This window comes from Pirellulaceae bacterium (genome assembly GCA_029243025.1).
In the GTDB taxonomy this organism is placed as follows: domain Bacteria; phylum Planctomycetota; class Planctomycetia; order Pirellulales; family Pirellulaceae.
Window position 1 is genome coordinate 172399 of record JAQWSU010000049.1, and the last position, 19785, is coordinate 192183.

General features: G+C 52.4%; 16 protein-coding genes. 2 read left to right on the plus strand and 14 right to left on the minus strand.

Features of this window, described 5'->3' with window-relative positions:
• Positions 1-496 precede the first annotated feature (496 nt).
• Positions 497-3013, plus strand: a complete 2517-nt coding sequence (locus tag P8N76_24370) for a hypothetical protein (protein ID MDG2384827.1) — start codon at positions 497-499, stop codon at positions 3011-3013.
• Between the two features lie 120 nt (positions 3014-3133).
• Here the strand turns inward: P8N76_24370 and P8N76_24375 are convergent, their stop codons facing one another.
• The 14 genes from P8N76_24375 to P8N76_24440 all read right to left on the minus strand — a co-directional run bounded on the left by P8N76_24375 (position 3134) and on the right by P8N76_24440 (position 18601).
• Complete coding sequence (locus P8N76_24375) at positions 3134-3628, minus strand: DUF427 domain-containing protein (GenBank protein MDG2384828.1); 495 nt, start codon at positions 3626-3628, stop codon at positions 3134-3136.
• Positions 3625-4113 carry a tryptophan-rich sensory protein gene (locus P8N76_24380; GenBank protein MDG2384829.1) on the minus strand — a complete coding sequence of 163 codons (489 nt, stop codon included), beginning with the start codon at positions 4111-4113 and terminating at the stop codon, positions 3625-3627. The genes P8N76_24375 and P8N76_24380 overlap by 4 nt, the downstream gene beginning before the upstream one ends.
• 204 nt (positions 4114-4317) lie before the next feature.
• Entirely contained in the window at positions 4318-5472 is a 1155-nt protein-coding gene (locus P8N76_24385; protein ID MDG2384830.1) for a PEP-CTERM sorting domain-containing protein, read from the minus strand.
• A 215-nt stretch (positions 5473-5687) separates the two neighbouring features.
• Positions 5688-6023: a cytochrome C oxidase subunit IV family protein gene (locus tag P8N76_24390; protein ID MDG2384831.1), complete on the minus strand. Its 336-nt coding sequence runs from the start codon at positions 6021-6023 to the stop codon at positions 5688-5690.
• A 6-nt stretch (positions 6024-6029) separates the two neighbouring features.
• The gene (locus P8N76_24395) at positions 6030-6983 is read right to left on the minus strand and encodes a cytochrome c oxidase subunit 3 (GenBank protein MDG2384832.1); all 954 of its coding nucleotides are present in this window, start codon (positions 6981-6983) and stop codon (positions 6030-6032) included.
• Positions 6984-6997: 14 nt separating this feature from the next.
• On the minus strand, positions 6998-8710 hold the full coding sequence (gene ctaD, locus P8N76_24400) for a cytochrome c oxidase subunit I (protein MDG2384833.1): 1713 nt from the start codon (positions 8708-8710) through the stop codon (positions 6998-7000).
• Entirely contained in the window at positions 8707-9708 is a 1002-nt protein-coding gene (coxB, locus tag P8N76_24405) for a cytochrome c oxidase subunit II (protein MDG2384834.1), read from the minus strand. The genes ctaD and coxB overlap by 4 nt, the downstream gene beginning before the upstream one ends.
• Positions 9705-10556 (minus strand): SCO family protein, encoded by an 852-nt coding sequence (locus tag P8N76_24410; protein MDG2384835.1) that lies wholly within the window; start codon positions 10554-10556, stop codon positions 9705-9707. Before P8N76_24410 ends, coxB begins: the two co-directional genes overlap by 4 nt.
• The gene (locus P8N76_24415) at positions 10553-10888 is read right to left on the minus strand and encodes a hypothetical protein (GenBank protein MDG2384836.1); all 336 of its coding nucleotides are present in this window, start codon (positions 10886-10888) and stop codon (positions 10553-10555) included. The genes P8N76_24410 and P8N76_24415 overlap by 4 nt, the downstream gene beginning before the upstream one ends.
• A gap of 8 nt (positions 10889-10896) precedes the next feature.
• Complete coding sequence (locus P8N76_24420) at positions 10897-12111, minus strand: quinol:cytochrome C oxidoreductase (GenBank protein ID MDG2384837.1); 1215 nt, start codon at positions 12109-12111, stop codon at positions 10897-10899.
• A gap of 11 nt (positions 12112-12122) precedes the next feature.
• A complete protein-coding gene (locus P8N76_24425; protein ID MDG2384838.1) occupies positions 12123-13406 on the minus strand; it encodes a DUF3341 domain-containing protein in 1284 nt (427 codons plus the stop codon).
• 2 nt (positions 13407-13408) lie between these two features.
• On the minus strand, positions 13409-14869 hold the full coding sequence (gene nrfD, locus P8N76_24430; protein MDG2384839.1) for a polysulfide reductase NrfD: 1461 nt from the start codon (positions 14867-14869) through the stop codon (positions 13409-13411).
• Positions 14856-17924, minus strand: a complete 3069-nt coding sequence (locus P8N76_24435; protein ID MDG2384840.1) for a TAT-variant-translocated molybdopterin oxidoreductase — start codon at positions 17922-17924, stop codon at positions 14856-14858. Before P8N76_24435 ends, nrfD begins: the two co-directional genes overlap by 14 nt.
• Positions 17921-18601 (minus strand): cytochrome c3 family protein, encoded by a 681-nt coding sequence (locus tag P8N76_24440; protein ID MDG2384841.1) that lies wholly within the window; start codon positions 18599-18601, stop codon positions 17921-17923. The genes P8N76_24435 and P8N76_24440 overlap by 4 nt, the downstream gene beginning before the upstream one ends.
• Positions 18602-19153: 552 nt before the next feature.
• On the opposite strand from P8N76_24440, the gene folE reads away from it, so the two are divergent.
• On the plus strand, positions 19154-19777 hold the full coding sequence (folE, locus tag P8N76_24445) for a GTP cyclohydrolase I FolE (GenBank protein ID MDG2384842.1): 624 nt from the start codon (positions 19154-19156) through the stop codon (positions 19775-19777).
• Positions 19778-19785: the final 8 nt, after the last annotated feature.

The window sequence follows — 19785 nt, forward strand, 5'->3', positions numbered from 1 at the left end:
CTTGAACTTTTCCAGCGATAATACGACGATGACAATTCGCGGGACGAATTAAGTCCGCGCACAACCAAAGCGATTCGGTCGTGTAATCGTTACTGGAAAACAGCAGACAGGCCGAAAGCTCCGGTGAACATTCGAAGATGCTCGTCCCCATGTCAAACACATCGCATGCGTCGAGGGGTCGTTGCCGGGCCGACTGTTCGCCTGGGACGCCCATTCTTCAGTCGTTATCGCTCGCAGGCGAGCTTATTGACTCCAGCTTCCGTTTAATAGAATTCTTAGAGGGCATTGAAGCCCACCCAATCGTGTTCGCATTGAGTGTGCTGCCGAACTTCCCGTTCAACCTACCTGTCACTACCCCACGTCTAATTGCCATCCCACCCGTCAGAAAGCCGATCTTATATCGATCCAACTCACGTGCACCGGACGGGAATCAGGTAAAACATGGAATCAACATCATCCCAGCCGTTTGAGGCATCCGCAACCAAGGAGACCTGCGATGATTCTTCAGAACAAATCGAACGACCGAACCCTGCATTGCGATTCAATCAAAAGTTTAGGACGCATGATCGCGTTCGGCTGGTACGGCTTTTCCCTGAGCATTCTGTTGTTGCAGCACAGCCTCCACGCGCAACAGGCCGAAGCACCTCGCCACTGGATTTGGTCCACAGCGTATCGCATCCCCGCGGAAACCACCAGTGAAGAGAGCGGATACTTTTCATTGGTGGAGGGGCATAACAGCAAATTGTATATCGGGACAGCCAAGTACGGTGACAATGCCTATCTCGTTGAATTTGATCCAGCCACTGAAAAAATGAAGGTAGTATTGGATGCAGAACACGAAATCGGCGTGGATCGCAAAGGCTTCGCTGCTCAAGCGAAATTCCACACACGAAACAACGTGGGCCGCAGCGGCAAAATCTACTTGGGTACAAAACAGGGTTACATTAAAGACACTGACAAAGAAACGCTGACCGATTATCTCGGCGGATATCCCATGGTCTTTGACCCTGCAACCGGTCAGACGAAAGTCTATGACATTCCCATTCCGCACCAGGGAATTATCAGCGTCACTCCGGATGAATCACGGCAGCTCGCTTACATCTCAACCTGTTCCGACGAGCGTCCAATCGAAAGCTCGCACTTCCTTGTGCTTGACCTGAAGACAGGTAAATATCGCGACCTGCTCGACTGCCGGCACGTTTACGCCTTTATTGTCTTGGATCATCGTGGCCGAGCTTATCATCCAATCCTGGGTGGAAAGATTGGTCGTTATGATCCGGATCAACAAAAATTTGAACAGCTCGAACAAACGATTGATGGACACGCCCCTCGACCGGAAACCCATCTGTCGGCAGCCAACAGCCACCCAATCAATTGGGAAGTCAGTCCGGACCGCAAAACTTTATATGCGGTGGCAATGAGCCACAACGGCCTGTTCTCCTATGATCTGACAGAAAATGGACCAACTCTTAGCGGAAGGTCAATCGGACCGTTAGTGAAGGGTGCCACTAACACCGACTGCCGTGCCATGTGCGTAGGTCCCGATGGTACGGTTTGGGCTGGGGTAATGGCCACCTTTCCAGGTCAACCACAACTACCGCGTCTTGTCAGCTATCGGCCGGGCGATCCATCTCCAACCGATCATGGTCCGATCGCTATTAGCAATCCTGACTACGCTGATTTCAAGGGCGATAATCAACACGGTGTCCATCGACCTTTTGAAGACGAGCTTGTATCCCGATTTGTGGTGATGGGAATCACTGCGGCCCAAAACGGCACGGTGTATTTGACAACTCTCTACCCATTCACCATGCACGCCGTAAAACCCCCGCGAGTCGCGGGAATAACGACCGTTTATCGTCATAATTCCCACGCCGATGTGATCCTCAGTCGACTGTTGCAAACCGACACCTTAGATGAAAAAGGGCAAGATTCGTCCATGCGACTGACGAGTCTGTACGTGGATCAGTTTCCCGAAAATGACACAAGTCGAAAATTGGCAAACGACCATAAGATTCCACTCGTGCCGACGGTGGCGGATTCCTTGACCGACGACAATTCCAATCTAAATGTCGATGGTGTCCTGTTAGTCGCCGAACATGGTAACTACCCCCGTTCGGACACGGGCCAAGTCATTTACCCGAAACGTCGCCTGTTCGGAGAGGTCGTTAAAGTTTTTCGCCAAACGGGCAAAGTTGTGCCTGTATTTAACGACAAGCATCTGGCCGACAATTGGCAAGACGCCAAATGGATGTATGACACGGCAAAAGAGCTGGAGATTCCGCTGATGGCAGGATCATCACTGCCAAGTCTGTGGCGATATCCGGCAGCGGATGTCCGTCGAGGTGCAAAACTCGATCAGATTGTTGCAGTCACCTACGGAAGCCTCGACGCCTACGGATTTCACGCCCTCGAAATGGTCCAATCACTCACAGAACGTCGCGCAGGCGGTGAAACAGGGGTCGCCTCGGTCCAATGCATTACAGGACCTGCAGTCTGGCAGGCAGGAAGTCAGGGGGTATTTGATCCCAACCTATTGGATCAAGCCTTGTCTTGCTTAAAACGAAGACCGCTCCCTGCCGGAAAAACAATCCAAGAGCTATCGCCGAATCCCGTACTATTTGTGGTTAACTACCGCGACGGATTACGCGCATGCGTAATTGATCCCGGCAACGCGGTCTCTGAATGGGCCGTCGCTTGGCGTTACCACCCCGACGATCCCGTGACTCCGGGAAAATCAGAGTCGACCACATTTTGGACACAGGAAGCACGTCCCTTCATGCACTTCACCTACCTCAATGCGGGGATCGAGAAGATGATGCAAACCGGTAAGCCGACTTGGCCGGTAGAACGCACCCTAATGTCGAGCGGTATTTTGGACGCGGTCTTAATGTCAAAGCGCGACGGTGGCCAACTCCTGCCCACCGACTGGCTCGACCTCTCCTACCAGTCCGATTGGGACTGGAGACAGCCACCGGCACCGCCGACTGGCCGACCTATCATGAGTCAATAGCAGGGTTTCCCGTCCACCGATCAGGAAAAACTGCTGAATCTTTGAGACGATCGCATTAAGAACAACTTCCAGATAGAGCAGGGTGCCTGTTGAAATCGCATTTCCGCAATCCAAACCGGTTTACCAACCCAAGGTTCCGGGCGCTCCTTTGAAAGGGCCGACGATCTTTGAAGTAATCCAGCCTCCGTAAAAATCGCCTTCCTGTGGTATCACTTTTTCGCCATCCACCCAACAGCCAGCCATCTTCGTCGGGTAAAATGCAACATGGCCGGCAAGTTCTGCAAACCGCCGAACCGGCGATGGATAGTACCAGGCGGCATCTTCAATCGTCTTTTGCTCGAACGACAAGTCGTAAAACCGTGCCTCTCCCTTCCACTCGCACCAGCTTCGGCGCTGCGAGGGAATCATTATTTTCATGTCGAGATCTTCAGGCGGAATGTAATGAACGGGCGGATGGCTTGTTTCAAGAACTCGTTTCGTCTTAGTCGACCTAGCGACTTGAATCCCAAAGGCTTCAACCACAATCGTCGATTCAGACTGCTCGAGCCGAGGAGGCCGCGGGTAGTCCCAAACCGATTCCTGTTGCGACGTTGGCTGCACTCGTTTGTTCTTCATACGTTTAGACGCCAAAAGCCAAAATTCAACGCCGTGGCAAATGCAACCCAACAGAAATAGGGGATCAATAAAAATCCGGCCATACGATGACAACGATAGAAGAGAACAATCGTGACTCCAATCGCTACCAACAGCAGAATAATATCCAAGAAAGCCCAATCCATCCGATGAATGCCAAAAAACAGCCAGGACCAAACTGCGTTTAACGCTAATTGCGCCATAAAAATCGCCAGCGGCAACAACGTTTCCTGGCGACTGCCGCTCTGCCAAACCAACCACGCAGAGATAGCCATGCTGAGATAAAGCAGCGTCCACACCGGACCGAAAATTGCATTCGGAGGAGCAAAGCTTGGTCGGTTAAGCTGAGCGTACCAGTCACCGACCGGAAAAATTGCTCCCATCGCCGAAGCGGAGAAGCAAATCACCAGCCAAACCGCCAAACCACCCCACTTTTGCCAGGTGGTCTTAGAATGAGAGGTCTGCATCAGATGTCTACTCGGCTATCGCTGAAAAGATTTTCGTACCATCTATCCTGATTCACGATTCACCTTGATGGTAGGCAGCAGAGCGGCAATTGGGAAGCGGTGTAAACATCCAAACCTGAGATCAACCGTCTACCCGACCACCGAGTAAACAGCCTCGGTAATTGGCAAACAAGTATTGCGATTAAGCCAACTCTGAACTCAACCTCATTCGTTTGAGATCGACGATCGAATCAAATTCCTACGACCCGTCGCCATTCCCACCAAGCCTGCCAAAAACAGCAAAACAACAGCATTAGGTTCTGGGACCGCTCGGACCACCGGCCTTGCACCTTGTTCGAAGCCACCGTCCGTGAAGGCAGCCACAAAGTCAGAACTGTTGAACTCCTGGTCACCATTCCAATCGCCCGTTACCCAAGATGAATTCCCTAGCACCCCATCCTCGTATTCTGCCGCGGTGAAGACCACAACAAAATCAGAACTGTTAAATTGTCCGTCGAGGTTCGAATCGCCCACCCAAGTCCCAAGCACGTTATGAACGTAGTCCGCTCGATCAGCAGCATCGGCCAACGTACCATCGTTGAGTGGATCCAGAGGATCGCCGCCCATTCCCGCTAAGGTAAGAGGAGTTTCCGTCCTAGTGTGCAGCGCTACCAACTGTTCGATATCCAACGCTTCATTCCAAATCGACACGTCATCCATTAGACCAGCAAAGTTTCGCGATCCTCCGCAGCAATCATCTTCCGCCAATCTCCATTCCGAAAGGCTCTCCTGCTCGAAATGCTCCATCTCATTCGAGGCATACTGAAGCTCGCCACCTTCTGGGCCGGCAAACAATGTGGCTTGACCTTCCTCCACCGTTAGGGCAACAAACGTCCACGTTTCTTCCGGCACCGGAACCCCGCTTACCCAGCCCCAAGTGTCAGCAGAATTATCGTTCCAAACATAAGCTAAATCGGTTGATTCCCCGTAGAAACCTAAATACAACGGTGACTCAGGATCGCGACTAACGACCAAACCGGTCCAGCCACCATTCGGAAATCCATTCACCCAAGCGGTCAGCGTGATCGCCTCGAAAGACTCTTCAATCGGCGGAATTGTCACATAGTCCTCGTCAAAACCTTCGAATTCAAGCGCATAGTCTCCTACTTTTCCCGTGTGCCCTTGACTGTCGGCCGTGTAGTTCACTTCCACCATCTCACCATCCAGATCAGGGTCTTCCAGATCATTCAACAGCACATCACCTTGGCCCGCTGTTAGATCGGCTGACCAGTAACCGAGTAGTTCAGCTCGCGTTTCAACTGATCCACAAAATGGCACCACACAAATAAACAGCAAAATCATTCGAAAATACCGTCGCATTGCTCATACTCCCGATCGAATCGCAGCGAGTTACCTAATCCATCGCGACGGGAAAGCTATTTCCTTCCACGTCCGCGAGACGTGACAGAAGGGCAATCCTGACAACTCTGACCGTAAACACAATAGTTTTCTTGCAATTCCAGTAGAATCCAGCGAAATCACACCATCATTTTCATCCATCCTGACCGCAGACGGGCGAAATGCCGACGCAGCCTTTAACCGGGCGACTGGAGATCCATCAATGTCAGAGCAAGAAACAACGCGACAAACAAGAGCGAAGCAAGAAAGACAATCCCATTAAACGACCGGTCATGCTTTAGATGCATGAAGAACCACGCCACCAGTGCTGCCTTGACGCTGGCAATCCCCAACGAAACCCAAATCTCCCAACGGCCTAGCGGCAACTCTGCGGCAAGAAGCGTGACGAGCGTCAGAAAAACCAATCCGGCGAAGACTGACACTAATGATCGTATCGACATGACATGGGCGAGATGCTCGGTTGCATGTTTTGCGTCCGAGGACCCCCCCGAAATTTTTTCTTGTCCGGACATGAGGCTTCACCCAATCAGATAGAGCAAAGGAAACAAATAGATCCACACCAGGTCGATCAGATGCCAATACAAGCCGACAAAGTCCACCGGCCCGAAATAAGCGGGGCCGAAGTGACCTGACATGGCTCGCCACATCAACCAGAGGATCACACCGATACCCACCAGAATGTGAACGGCATGAACACCGGTCATCGCATAGTAAATACTGAAGAAGACGCCGGTGAGCGGAAGCGGCTGCTCCTCGACTTGCTCGATTGGATGAGACGCTCTGCTGCTCGACGGGTGAACTTGTTCGCCATGAGCGTGACCCGTCAGACTTTCGACACCTTCGCCAATCGCTACTCCTGCGAAAAAGCTGACGGACACCAAAGCGATCACCAACCAGAACTTGGTCGCTTTAGCATGTCGCAATCCGCGAGAAACGACACAGCCGATTAGAGAGACAACAAGCATCAGCGCTGCAGGTGTGCTCAGTGTTAGTAAAGCCTGCATCAGCCTGGCATCCGAATCAGCCCCCCGTCCTGCGTCAATCGAAAAGGCACCAGCCCAAAGCAAACCTTCACCCCATTTGTGTGCATATTCGACGGCCTTCACCCCAAGGAATAGGCTCGCGCAACTGACCGTGGTCGCTAACAGAGCCACTAGTTGCCTTGGCCTTCCAAGTTGGGAACAACGCACGGCCCAGGCCATCGTCAGGCTGCTGAACAGGAGCACAATTGTATTGAGGCCTCCCAACGTTTTATTCAAATATCGAGGCGATTCCGCGAACACTTCGGGATGATTAACTCGATAAACGGCATAGGCTACAAACAGCCCACTAAAGAAGAGCACTTCCGTCACCAAGAAGAGCCACATTCCCAGTTTCCCAGCATCAAACTGTTGTTGGGCCGACTCAAAGTGATGAGCCAGGTGCTCATCGGGATGATGTACAAAGCTATTCGTCGTGGAGGCGGTCGCCACAGCACATTCCTTCATCAGACAAGCACTGGTGTTTGCTTCGGAACACGTTCGACGTTGGGGGCTGGCCTTCGACGGACATACCCATTCTCCTGCTCGTCATAAACCAGATCGCTGTAATCATAGGGATCACCTACGACCGGATCTTCATCGAAGTTCTCGTGGGTTGGGGGAGAAGCACATTGCCACTCGAGAGTCGCCGCCCCCCAAGGATTTCGTGGTGAGCGCTTACCCCAGACCAAAGAAGCGGCGAGCACTCCCGCACACAGAAACAAACCAACACCCAATACCATCGCGCCCGTGGTTGATACCTGGTGCAACCCCTGAAATTCAGCCTCGTACCGAGCATAGCGTCGAGGCATTCCAAGTGTCCCTAACAGAAACTGAGGAAAGAATGTCCAATTAAACCCAACAAAAATGATCACGCAGGCCACGCGAGCCCAGAACTCGTTGTAGAGCCGTCCAAACATCTTCGGCCACCAGTAATGAAGTCCGGCAATGAACGCAATCAACGTTCCTCCCATCATCACGTAGTGAAAGTGTGCCACCACGAAGTAAGTGTCATGAAGATGGACATCTGTCGCCAACGCGCCCAAGAACAAGCCCGTCAACCCACCGATCCCGAAGAGCAATATGAAGGAGAGCGCGTAACACATCGGGGTAGCGAGTCGAATCGAGCCCTTGTACATCGTCGCGAGCCAATTAAAGACTTTGATCCCGGATGGTATGGAAACACTGAACGTCAAAGCGGAAAAAATCACCGCCGCGACAGGAGAGTCGCTGCTGAGGAACATGTGATGCCCCCAAACGAGAAAGCCAAGTAACGCGATCGCAATGCTGCTGAACGCGATAAAACGGTAACCAAAAATAGGTTTCCTGCTGAATACGCTGATCAGTTCGCTAATGATCCCCATCGCGGGCAATATCATGATGTAGACCGCAGGGTGCGAATAGAACCAGAAAAAATGCTGGTACAAAACGGGATCACCGCCCAGCTTTGGATCGAAGATGCCGATTCCCAACACCTTCTCGGCAGTCAGCAAAATCATGGTGATGCCCAGCACGGGTGTTGCGAGCAGCTGAATAATTGAGGTCGCGTAAAGTGACCACAGAAAAAGCGGCATCCGAAACCAAGTCATCCCGTCGGGTCGCATCGTGTTAATCGTCACCACAAAATTCAGACCCGTGAAGATTGAACTGAATCCGAGAATAAACACGCCCAATGTCGCAGCAATCACCGTTGAACTCGTCGAAGTGCTGTAGGGCGTGTAAAAGGTCCAACCGGTATCCAGGCCGCCTAGGGCCAAAGCCAGTAGAAAAAATACGGCCCCGCCTACCCAGAGGTAAAAACTAGCGAGGTTCATGCGCGGAAACGCAACATCCTTCGCACCCAACATGACGGGAAGAAAGAAATTCCCCAACACGGCAGGAATACTAGGTATGAGAAAGAGAAAGGTCATGATCGCGCCGTGCAGCGTGAACAACTCGTTGTAGCGATCCTCTGTCAAGAAAGCTTTATCGGGTGTAAACAACTCAAGGCGAATCACAAGTGCAATCACCCCACCTATCAAAAAACAGAGCAAAATACCGACTAGATACATGACGCCGATCCGTTTGTGATCGAGCGTGCATAACCAAGACCGCAATCCCCGCCCATCGGTGAGGTAATTCCCGACCGGACTCTGTTCCTGTCCGATATTTCTTCGTGTTCCAATCCTGTTGCCAATCATGGCGCCGATGGCTCCTGTCCCGAAAGACTTTTTATAAACGCGATCAATGCGGACACTTCCTCATTCTTTAACTGTCCTTGGTACGTCGGCATAACTGGTTTATAGCCGGCACGCACCTTTGCTTGAGGTTCCAAGATCGATTCACGGATATAGTTTTCATCGACAATGACAGTGGATCCATCGGCAAGTGGCTGCTGGCTTCCAAAAACATCCAAGAACGTGGGTCCTACTTTGGCAGTGCCGTCCGTCGAATGGCACTGGGCACAACCACGTCTTTGGTAGAGAATTTCGCCCGCGACCGCAGGCGTAACGTCCTCCATGAAATTTGCAGCATTTGCCAGCCACGCCTCGAACTCACCCGCAGAATGAACGATCACTTTGGCTAACATGTTTGAGTGTTTGGTACCGCAATACTCCGCGCAAAACAACGTGTACTCGCCTGGCTGTTCTGCCTCGAACCAGGCAGTGGAATAGCGGCCAGGAATAACATCCATTTTCAACCGAAATGCGGGTACATACAGACTGTGAATCACGTCGTCCGACGACATCACCAGTTTTACCGGCCGATCCGCGGGCACATGCAGGTTGTTGTCAATGTGACCATTGGGATAGGTAAAGCTCCAGTTCCACATCTTTGCCGTGACGATGATTTCGTAAGTCTCATCAGGCGGCTGACGCATATCGATATAGGTGACAAAACCCCAGAAAAAGATCGCCCCCACAAAAATCCCCGGAACAATGGTCCAACCCACTTCCAGCAGGTTGTTGTGTGCGGGTGAAGGCTGTACCGCAACACCGGGACGCTCCCGATATTTGACGAGAAACAGCCCCATCACAGCGACGATAACCGCAAAGAAAAACACGGAGACAGCCAGAATGAAGTAAAACAGGTCATCCACCTGCGACGCGTTCGTGGAACTTGGCTCTGGAAACAAACGTCCGCCAACGACAGCCAAAATATTCAGCGATCGACCAAACATATTCATCTCACTGTTCATCGAACACCACCTTCACTTTCGACAAATGACTGCCGCTTGAACTTCACCGGTTCCTCAGACTTTCGTCGCCGCAAGTAAGCCGAAAAAAGTCCGACGAATAAAAACAGCAAAGTAACTGCCGCTGCCGCTTTCATGAGTCGTTGTGCAACAGGCGCGTACCTGCCTGAGGCGGCGTCATAGTGAAAACAAAACAACAACACACGATCTAGCGTCGAACCAATCTTCCCTTCTCCCGCTTCCACCAAAGCCATTCTGAGCGTTTGGGCCGGATACAACACACCGTAGAGATATCTGGACACTCGCCCGCCGGGCGTGCAAACCATTACTACCGCGGCGTGAGCATACTCTTTTCGTTCCGGAACATATTGAAAACGGAACCCAACTGAGTCTGCAAGCTGCTGTATCGAAGCCGCATCCCCTGTCAAAAACTTCCAGCCGTCGGCTGTGCCTGGCCGGCCGTAAGCTCTCAGGTAGTGCTGTTTTATTTGCCGGGCCCGCTGAGTGGTTTCAAGCGGGTCGATGCTCACACTGACCACCAAAAACTGCTCGCCCGCGTCCCAACGAACGCCCTGCAGACCGTCAATCAAGCCATTAAGCTGCAGCTGACAAAGCATCGGACAGTCCGAATAGTTGAGGGATAAAATCACGGGACGATCGGCTTCAAATAGATCCCCGAAACGGACCTTGCGACCCGAAGAATCTTTCAACACCAAATTCATTGGCAATTCCTGATTCAGGTGCTCGTCGACACCCACACTACCCAAGTCAGAAAGCTCTTTGACGACTTGAGCCCCTGCAGATTCGATCAGAACAGCGGCGCACAGGAACAGGAACAAAAACCGCATCATGGACTCCTTCCGCTCGCCTGAGCGCCAACGTCAACACTTCCGCTCTGCTCAACCAGATCGTCTACCACCAATAGCATCGCCCGTTCGATTGGAATTGACGTAATACCCTGTTCGCGATCCAACCAACTGTAACGAGAAAGTTTTGCATCTTGTTCGGCCAATTTACTACGAGCTTGCGTGACGGGAGCCTCCGTGATCTTTCGCCGAAATTCCGCATTGAAGAAACCGTTGTAGAGTGACTGCACAAAGAATATCGAGGCCACTGTCAGAATGACGCTCACCGCGCCAACCGTGGCTATCACCGGAATGTTGAGATCTTCTCGCTCGGCCATCTGATTCCTCAAACATTGTGAAAGGATAGAGATTCACTCAAATGCGGATCGCCCGTGGGCACAAGATGTGTATTTGCGGCAAGCTTCAACACACAGGACAACCAAATCGAACCAACACCCACGAAACAAAATAATTCAACAACTCCCACGGGAATAAAAGTGGTCGAGAAACTAGGCATCACGAGCCACAAGAGATCCACCCATTGCATCACAAGCAAGAAGACGCACCATCCGACGAGCACCCGTCGACTTCGTCGTGATGAACGAGACATCAGACCGAAAAACGGCAGCAAGAAATGGCCGACAATTAAAAGCAGGCTGATGTAGAGCCATCCGTTTTCCTGACGTACCAGATACCACATCGTCTCTTCTGGGATATTTGCGTACCAAATCAGGATGTACTGTGAAAAAGCGATGTAAGCCCAGAAAAACACGAAACCAAATAACAGCTTCGCCAAATCGTGTAGATGCTCGGTGCTGACCTGCCCCTTCAACAATCCGAAATACTGGAATCCGACAACCGCCAGTGGAAGCGCAGCAAACACCGACACCGCACACCCGGCGAAGAAGTAGATGCCAAAAATGGTACTGAACCAGTGAGCGTCCAATGACATCAACAAGTCAAAAGCGGCAAAGTTCACGGTCAAAGCGAAAGCAATCATGCCGGGGCCACTCAGCTGCCTCAATCGGCCAGAAATCTCCGGATCGGCCGTTTTATCCTGTGCCATCGAATAACCAACGAAGACTCGGCACAAGAGGCCCCAGACCAAAAAATAGCCCAAGCATCGAATCATGAAGAACGGAGCGTTGAGGTATCCAGATTTGCCTTGAATCAACAAATCGGAAGCTCTGACTGCCGGATCATTCCAGGTGTAGAGGGCGTTACTTCCAAACAGAAGCGGAATGACAATCGGTAAACAAAGCAGCCCCAACACGGGAAGCGGGCTGGCCAGGATCTCGGCGATCCTACGAACAACAACACTCCAACGGGCACCCGTGAGGTGCTGGAGCATTACAAAGAAAAGCGAGCCCAGGCTCACACTCAAGAAAAACGCAAAGTTCAGCAGGTAGGCATGCGACAAGCGCGAGAAACTATTCGCGTCGACAAGACTTAGTAATCCGGCCATCACCAGACCACCGAGACCCAGTAACGAAAGGCGAAGCGGCCAATGCCGGTCAATTGTCGAAATTTTCTTTTCGGAAAACATATGATCTATCGTCATCTTCGGTAGTCCTACTTCATCTCTCTCAAAGTCGCCCGAAATGACTCGGGAACATCCTGTAACGAGGCTCGCTGGCTTCTTTGCAGAGCCCGAAGGTAAAGCACGATCGCCCAGCGATCGCTGGGGGGAATCTGATGGCCATAGGCAGGCATCTTTCGAACGCCGTTGGTGATCGTGTTATAGATTTGACCGTCCGGCATTTCGCGAATGTAATCTGCATGAATCGACGTAGGAGGAACCCATGTCCCTTGCTCCAACTCCAAAGCCCTCTGCGACGCAAGCCCGTTTCCAAATCCCGCCCTACCATGGCAGACGGCACAATGGATGTTGAATCTCTCTCTGCCACGATCCATCAGTTCGGGTGTTATCTTCATAGGGATCCGAGCAACCCAATTAGAGTGGGGCCCTGGACCGCTACCGGCATCATCCGTCGTCGACAAGACATTGGAAGGTATACCGGCTTCGGTCGTACCAAGCTCAAACTCGGCACTCAACGGAGATGGCCGCCTTGAAACAGTGCCCTCTACCCGTGGCCGACTAGCACGACCATCTGTGAAAAGCGTTGTCGCTGCTTGAGACTTGAATTTCGGTTGAAAATCCATATCGAAAAAGGTGTGGAGCCGCGGTTTCTCCGAGGTGGTCGAACGAACACTCGCGATCACAGCAGGCGGTAACAATGCGAGGGACACTGCAACGATTCCCACCAGGACAATTCCGCTCGGCGTACGCGAGGACTCCGCGACCCCTTCAAGCTCCTCAACACGCGAAGCACTGACGCCCCTCAACACAGCGGTCGTCCTTTTTCGGTCGTACAATTCGTCCGAGGAGTCAACAAACAGAAAGAAACCGTCATCCGTTACCTGAAGAAATGACTTACTCCGAAACAGGGGATTTGCAAGCTGCGGTAATCCATTGAGAGCCAACATGCCAAAGAATGCCGCGAAGGCTGCTGCAAGAATAATCACCTCGAATGCAACTGGAATGTTGGCGGGAAGACTAAACAAGGGCTTGCCACTGACCACAAACGGATAGTCCACCGCATTGGTCCAGTATTGAAAACCCAACGCCACCACGCCGGCAGTCATGCCTACCCACAACACTAAATAGGGCAGTCGCGATCGCGGAATCCCCAACGCCTGATCAATCCCATGAACCGGGAATGGGGAAAAAGCCTCCATCCGAACCAAACCGTTCCGGCGTAGTTCTCTGGCAGCCGCCAACAGCTCCGTTTGATTTCGAAATCTGGCTAACAGACCCTGCGGCTGAATCTTGCTGTCCTCGCGTATGTGATTCATTTTCAGGCCCCTTGTCCGGCAAACGCCGGCTCACTGCGGTCGTCACTTGGCGTGGACAGACGCTTGAGATCGGCCGGTGTTCCGTCCGATTCGGCAGTCGGTAAAACGGCCTTCACCTCAGACATCGCGACGATCGGGAGATAACGACAGAAAAGCAAGAAAAGCGTGAAGAACAACCCGAAGCTGCCCACAAACATCAACACATCGATTGGCGTGGGGACAAAGTATCCCCAGCTGGACGGAAGAAAATCGCGACTCAACGAAGTTACCGTAATGACGAATCGCTCGAACCACATCCCGATATTCACGAACACGCACACCACGACCATCAGCCAGGGCGTCGTGCGAAATTTCTTAAACCAAAACAATTGCGGTGAGAGGACGTTACAGGTCACCATTGTCCAGTAGGCCCAGGCATAAGGACCGAAGGCTCGATTAATAAAGGCAAATTGTTCGTAGCGGTTACCCCCATACCACGCGACAAAGAACTCAACCGCGTACGCAAAACCAACCATCGTGCCTGTTGCGAGAATGATCTTGGTCATGTTCTCCAGATGCTTCATCGTCACAAGATCTTTAAGACCGAAAAACGCTCTCGCAGGTACCATTAACGTTACGACCATCGCAAAGCCGCTAAAAACAGCGCCGGCAACAAAGTACGGAGGAAAAATCGTGGTATGCCAGCCAGGAAGCTGAGAGACTGCAAAGTCAAAACTGACGATGGTGTGCACACTCAGCACGAGGGGTGTAGCGAGCGCAGCTAACAGCACATAGGCTTTCTCGTACTGGCTCCACTGTCTGGCGGACCCCGTCCAACCAAGGGCAGCCACTCCGTAGACAATTTGACGCAATCGCGATGAAGCTCTGTCTCGCAGCGTTGCAAGGTCGGGAATCATCCCCATGTACCAGAACAACAACGAGACCGTGGCGTACGTCGAAACGGCAAATACGTCCCACAACAACGGACTGCGAAAATTTGGCCACATCGCAAGATGCTGACTGGGATAAGGGGCGAGCCAATAGACGAACCAAACCCGGCCAACATGGATGGCCGGAAAGATTCCTGCACACATCACGGCAAAGATTGTCATCGCCTCCGCGAATCGATTGATACTCGTCCGCCAATTTTGTCGAAACAAAAACAGAATGGCCGATATCAACGTTCCCGCATGTCCGATCCCGACCCAAAAAACGAAGTTCACGATAGGCCAGGCCCAAAAGACGGGAGCATTATTCCCCCACTCTCCCACACCTCGAGCAATCACGAGGCCAATCAGAGCGAACAACATCACGGTCAGTGAAGATGAAATTGCAAAAGCAACATACCAAGCCCTCGGAGGCTTTGGTTTTTCAACAATCCCACAAATCCGATCGGTAATCGAGCGATACTGCTGCCCGTCAGGAAACGAGTTGCAGCCCTGTGCGTCATCACGATCGATTGAATTTAGACTAGCTGTGGTCATGGTGACTTCCATGCGTAGTGCGACGGGACTTCTCGAAAACGACAAGAGCGGGATTTGGATTTCGGACTTTTGCTAAATATTTGGTGCGGGGCTTCACGTTCAACTCCTCAAGCATGCCGTATGCACGAGGATCATGATGGGCTTTTGCCACCCGACTCTGCGAATCATTGAGATCACCAAACTCAATTGCATGACTAGGACATGCCTGCTGACAAGCGGTTACGATCTCCCCGTCGCGAATCGGGCGTTGATCATTTTTCGCATCGATCTTGACCTTCTGAATGCGCTGCACACAGTAGGTACACTTCTCCATCACGCCTCGACTCCGAACCGTTACTTCGGGATTGATCACCAGTTGAGCGAGTTGTCGGTTTGGCTCTTCCAATCCCTTGTTGTTATCAAAAAAATTAAACCGTCTGACCTTGTAAGGACAGTTATTCGCACAGTAACGAGTTCCGATACAACGGTTGTAAACCATGTCGTTCAGACCCTCATCACTGTGGACAGTCGCCGCCACAGGACAGACCTGCTCGCAGGGCGCATTTTCGCAATGATGACAAGCAACAGGCTGGGTCGCGACTTGCGGCTGATCCACGTCACCCACAAAATATCGATCGACGCGAAGCCAATGCATCTCTCGACCTTTGGCAACCTGATCCTTCCCCACAATCGGAACATTGTTCTCGGCCTGACATGCGACGAGGCACGCGTTGCAGCCGACACACTTATTAAGATCGATTGCCATACCCCAAGCATGGTCTTCATATGACTTTTCGGTCCATAAGGACTCCAGCGGGTTGTGGTGGTCGCCATGATTCGCCGCAGCAGGATCCTTGCGATATTCCGCTAGAGTCGACTCCCGAACGAGTTCACCAACGCGGCGACCGGTCTCTTGAAACCCAACTGTGTCGATCGAATGGTGATCCTGGGTTGTCGCCAAATCGCAGTGGCGGTTCGTCGATTCGATTTCCACCCCGTTCGCGAAACCCAGTTGAGCAGATTCGCGAACCGGGTAAACATCGATACCGACGGGACTCACCTCTTCTTCGCGACTGCCTCCCACATGTCCGGCGGCAGTTCGCCCGTATCCAACCGCAACACCAATTGAGTTCTTAGCCTGACCAGGCAACACAAACGCTGGCAGTTCAACTTCCCCTGAATCAAGCTTCAGACGAATCATCGCTCCATGTTCCACCCCATTCTCCTGGGCGGTTGCGGGGCTGATGATCGCGGCATTGTCCCACGTAAGCTTCGTCAAGAAAGCTGGGGTTTCCTGCAACCACCCATTGTTTGCGAATCGCCCATCGAGAACGGATTCACTCCGAGTAAACACCAATTCAAGCGTGTCGGAATCCATCCGTGGTTGCTCCGACATACGTCGTAAGACCTCTTCTCGATGAAGGTCGTCCTCAGAGCCCACTGGAAGGGACTGATAGGCGGAATCGGCCAAAAAACCGTCGTGCAAGGTCTTCAGCCAAGCGGCACGACTCAACCCGCCCTTCAAATCCGAAAGTGCTGAGTAGACGATTTCCTGCGAGTCCCGACGATCACCACACGCGGCGGCTAATATCTCCATCGGTGACTTACCATCCAGCAATGGCGAAATCAAAGGTTGCGAAACACTGGCAGTACCATCCCAAGCGCACGAATCACCCCAACTCTCAAACGCGTGTGCCTGAGGCAGGTGCCACTCGCACTCACGCGACGTCTCATCCCGGTAGAGACTCAGGTGCACCGAGTTTTTTACCAAAGACAACGCCTGCGCAAATCTCAGATCACCAGGGGCGTCATAAACCGGATTCCCTCCCAAAATAAACAACGTGTCGACCTGACCCTCGGACATTCGTTGGACGAGTTCAGAAATTGTCCCAACGCCCGGCATAGCGAGAGGATCCTCCACCAGGTCAAGCGTCTTGCCGAAGCTGCCCAGAAGATGATTGAGAGTGTGTGCTAAAGCGTGAACTTCGGCGGGTTGCCTTGCACCAACTGCAATCAAGGATGCGCCAAGATTTTTCACCAGATCATAGGCGAGTGCATCCACAAATTTCTCAGCGTGTTCCGGGTCCGCGAACGATGCTGGCTTGCTCGACTCGACGCCGACTGATAAGATCCGACGCACCCGGCACTCCAACATCACCAGCAATTCACCGATCTCAGACGATCTCATCGGTAGGCGATGATCAGCAGCAACACCCGTTGTGGAAAACTGACTCTCCACCGCATACAACCGATTCATGGAACCTGCTGGATTTCGTCGCGATGCAAAATCAGCCGACAGGTAGACTGAGTCAGCGTCCTCCCCAAGCAGATCGGCGTCGAAGCAAGCAATGACGTTAGCTCGGTCGAGCCGATAGACCGTTCGACGAGGTTGCTCAAACGCCAATTCGGAACCAAGAGTTTCGTTGACTCGACCGAAGGGAGAGTCGCTGAACGATCTCGCTGCCGGAAAACGCTTCGAAATCCTAGATCGCATCGCCCCGAAAGCACGCGACGATGTGGGCTCGAACAAAAAGCCGAGTCGCGAACCTCCTTCTTGTTGATGTTGGTCGAGCAGGGGACTGAGAAACCGCTCGAAGTCAACCCAACTTCGTTTATATACCTGCCGGCCCTGCTGCTGCAGCAACGAATCGCTTCGGTCGGGGTCATACAGTCCCAAAATCGAGGCCTGCGCAAACGAATCTGTGCCGCCCTGACAATGTGGATGGTCTACGTTGCCCTCAACCTTGACGGGGCGTCCGTCGTATGAGGTGACTAACAGATGTCGCGGCACACCAGCGATTTCAACGGTCGTAGCAAACTTCTCAGCTTTTCCGGGTATCCGATGTTCGGGCCTGACAGCAAATGGCGCAATTTTTTCAGCCTCCCATCGGCAACCGGCCAGGCCACCCAAGGCAAAGGAGGCACCCATCAGCTGCATCCAACGTCGTCGAGACAAGCCATCCGGCAGCTCGGAAGCGGCCGTTGGAAATTCACGCTCAACAAACTCGCGAAACTGAGGCGTATCTTGGAGTTCATCAAGGCTCCGCCAATAACTCTTTCCAGTCGTTTTTTTCATCGATGACACGTTGAACAGTTTGTTGAGGGTTGAAGATTTAAATTCTTACGAACGCGAGCCCCTACCACTTCGGCTGGCTCGGGCGGCTGCCAATCCATCTGAGTAACCAATTCAGGAGGTCGTAGGTGAGGATCGGGATTCCGATGACAGTCCAGGCACCACGCCATCGACAGAGGTTCGGCTTGATACACACGATCCATTTTGTCGACTCGACCGTGGCAACTCACACAACTAACTCCACGAGTGACGTGAGCGCTGTGGTTGAAATAGACATAGTCAGGTAAGTCGTGAACTCGTTCCCATTCGATGGGTTTTCCCGAGGCTTGGCTTTGACGAACCGGAAGCAGTTTCGGACTATCAGCATGAACAGCGGAGTTGGCAACGGATCCATCCGGGTTTGTCGCACTGTGACAGTTCACACAGGTCTGAGTAGCGGGAATTGCGGCGTGGGCTGCTTGGTCGACGGTCTGATGACAATAACGACAATCCATACCCAGATTCCCGACATGTAACTTATGGCTGAATGCTACTGGTTGCTTTGGAGAATATCCCACGTTGATCGTTTGCGGCGAAGTTCCGTATGCGACGACTACGACGACGTAGCACAAAGCCACGGAAGAGATCCCCAACGAGATGGGGATGAATCGATTTAGCCAAACGGGAAACTGAAATCGCATGGTCTCACACACTTCTTGGTTTCAAAATTCTCTTTGTGAATAACCGCTGTCGAAAACGCGCCCGTAACCAACAAGTCGACGTTTTCTTCTCACTTTCATGTTAGAAGACCGACTCTCGCTCATGACCGCGTCAAATCGTCGCATAATGACGCGAACACGCGACATTTTGTCGCAGGCTGCCCTCCGCGAAGGACTCCACATCACCACTTCTTTTGTCGCATCACGCTGAATCAGAATTTCGAACGGGAAACCGTGATCGAGAGAATGGCCCGGGATTGCTTGCTGCCGAAAATTTATGATTCGATCAAGGGGGCGGGCCAGAAAACATGAACTTCCCTCCATCCGGTTCTCATCTTTATTCGGGCATTGATAATCCCGCTTGGCTCGTCCGCCGAGAACGCATCGACCGCCCACACAGTTTGTGACATTTTCTTGCCACCTGCGACGCTTTTCGGGGTTGGCATTTACACGACTTGCGTTAGAAATCCATGGCCAATTGTCGCGCGGCCGATAACTCCCCCTAATGACGCGTCGAGACACCGGAGAAGAAAGATGTACGCTGGCCTGGAAATGCCGACTTCGACCTGCGAAACCCAAACGCCGTCCAACTGCCCATCCGAGGTAGACCTCGATGCCATCAAGGGTGCGGTGCGGACCATCCTCAAAGCCGTGGGTGAAAACCCCGACCGTCCCGGTTTAAAAGATACTCCCCGGCGAGTCGCGAAAATGTACGAGGAGATGTTTATCGGCTTGCGAACCGATCCCGCACGGCACCTTCAGGTAACGTTCCCTGAAACTTATAACGAAATGGTGTTGGTGCGGGACATTAGTTTTAACAGCATGTGCGAACACCACTTGCTTCCTTTCAATGGAGTCGCCCACGTGGCCTACATCCCGGAAGGAAGAGTCACGGGACTCAGCAAGTTGGCTCGCGTTGTGGATGAAGTCGCCAGACAGCCTCAGGTACAGGAGAGAATGACCCAGACCATCGCTGACCTCGTTGAGAAGGAGCTGCAAACTGCCGGCGCGGCTGTCGTGGTCGAAGCCGAACACTCTTGCATGTCAATGCGTGGCATCCGCAAGCCGGGCAGCCTGACGGTAACAAGCGCCCTGCGCGGAGTGTTCAAAACAAATCCCTCGAGTCGAGCGGAAGTCATGTCACTGATCCACAAATAAACATCTGG

Excerpts from the sequence above, each read along its gene's own strand:
- folE (MDG2384842.1), top strand. The coding sequence starts at position 19,154 with ATGTACGCTGGCCTGGAAATGCCGACTTCGACCTGCGAAACCCAAACG.
- P8N76_24415 (MDG2384836.1), bottom strand. The coding sequence starts at position 10,888 with ATGGCCGAGCGAGAAGATCTCAACATTCCGGTGATAGCCACGGTTGGC.
- P8N76_24435 (MDG2384840.1), bottom strand. The coding sequence starts at position 17,924 with ATGAAAAAAACGACTGGAAAGAGTTATTGGCGGAGCCTTGATGAACTC.
- P8N76_24390 (MDG2384831.1), bottom strand. The coding sequence starts at position 6,023 with ATGTCCGGACAAGAAAAAATTTCGGGGGGGTCCTCGGACGCAAAACAT.
- P8N76_24375 (MDG2384828.1), bottom strand. The coding sequence starts at position 3,628 with ATGAAGAACAAACGAGTGCAGCCAACGTCGCAACAGGAATCGGTTTGG.
- coxB (MDG2384834.1), bottom strand. The coding sequence starts at position 9,708 with ATGAACAGTGAGATGAATATGTTTGGTCGATCGCTGAATATTTTGGCT.
- P8N76_24440 (MDG2384841.1), bottom strand. The coding sequence starts at position 18,601 with ATGCGATTTCAGTTTCCCGTTTGGCTAAATCGATTCATCCCCATCTCG.
- P8N76_24425 (MDG2384838.1), bottom strand. The coding sequence starts at position 13,406 with ATGAATCACATACGCGAGGACAGCAAGATTCAGCCGCAGGGTCTGTTA.
- P8N76_24420 (MDG2384837.1), bottom strand. The coding sequence starts at position 12,111 with ATGACGATAGATCATATGTTTTCCGAAAAGAAAATTTCGACAATTGAC.
- P8N76_24370 (MDG2384827.1), top strand. The coding sequence starts at position 497 with ATGATTCTTCAGAACAAATCGAACGACCGAACCCTGCATTGCGATTCA.
- ctaD (MDG2384833.1), bottom strand. The coding sequence starts at position 8,710 with ATGATTGGCAACAGGATTGGAACACGAAGAAATATCGGACAGGAACAG.
- P8N76_24410 (MDG2384835.1), bottom strand. The coding sequence starts at position 10,556 with ATGATGCGGTTTTTGTTCCTGTTCCTGTGCGCCGCTGTTCTGATCGAA.
- P8N76_24385 (MDG2384830.1), bottom strand. The coding sequence starts at position 5,472 with ATGCGACGGTATTTTCGAATGATTTTGCTGTTTATTTGTGTGGTGCCA.
- P8N76_24380 (MDG2384829.1), bottom strand. The coding sequence starts at position 4,113 with ATGCAGACCTCTCATTCTAAGACCACCTGGCAAAAGTGGGGTGGTTTG.
- nrfD (MDG2384839.1), bottom strand. The coding sequence starts at position 14,869 with ATGACCACAGCTAGTCTAAATTCAATCGATCGTGATGACGCACAGGGC.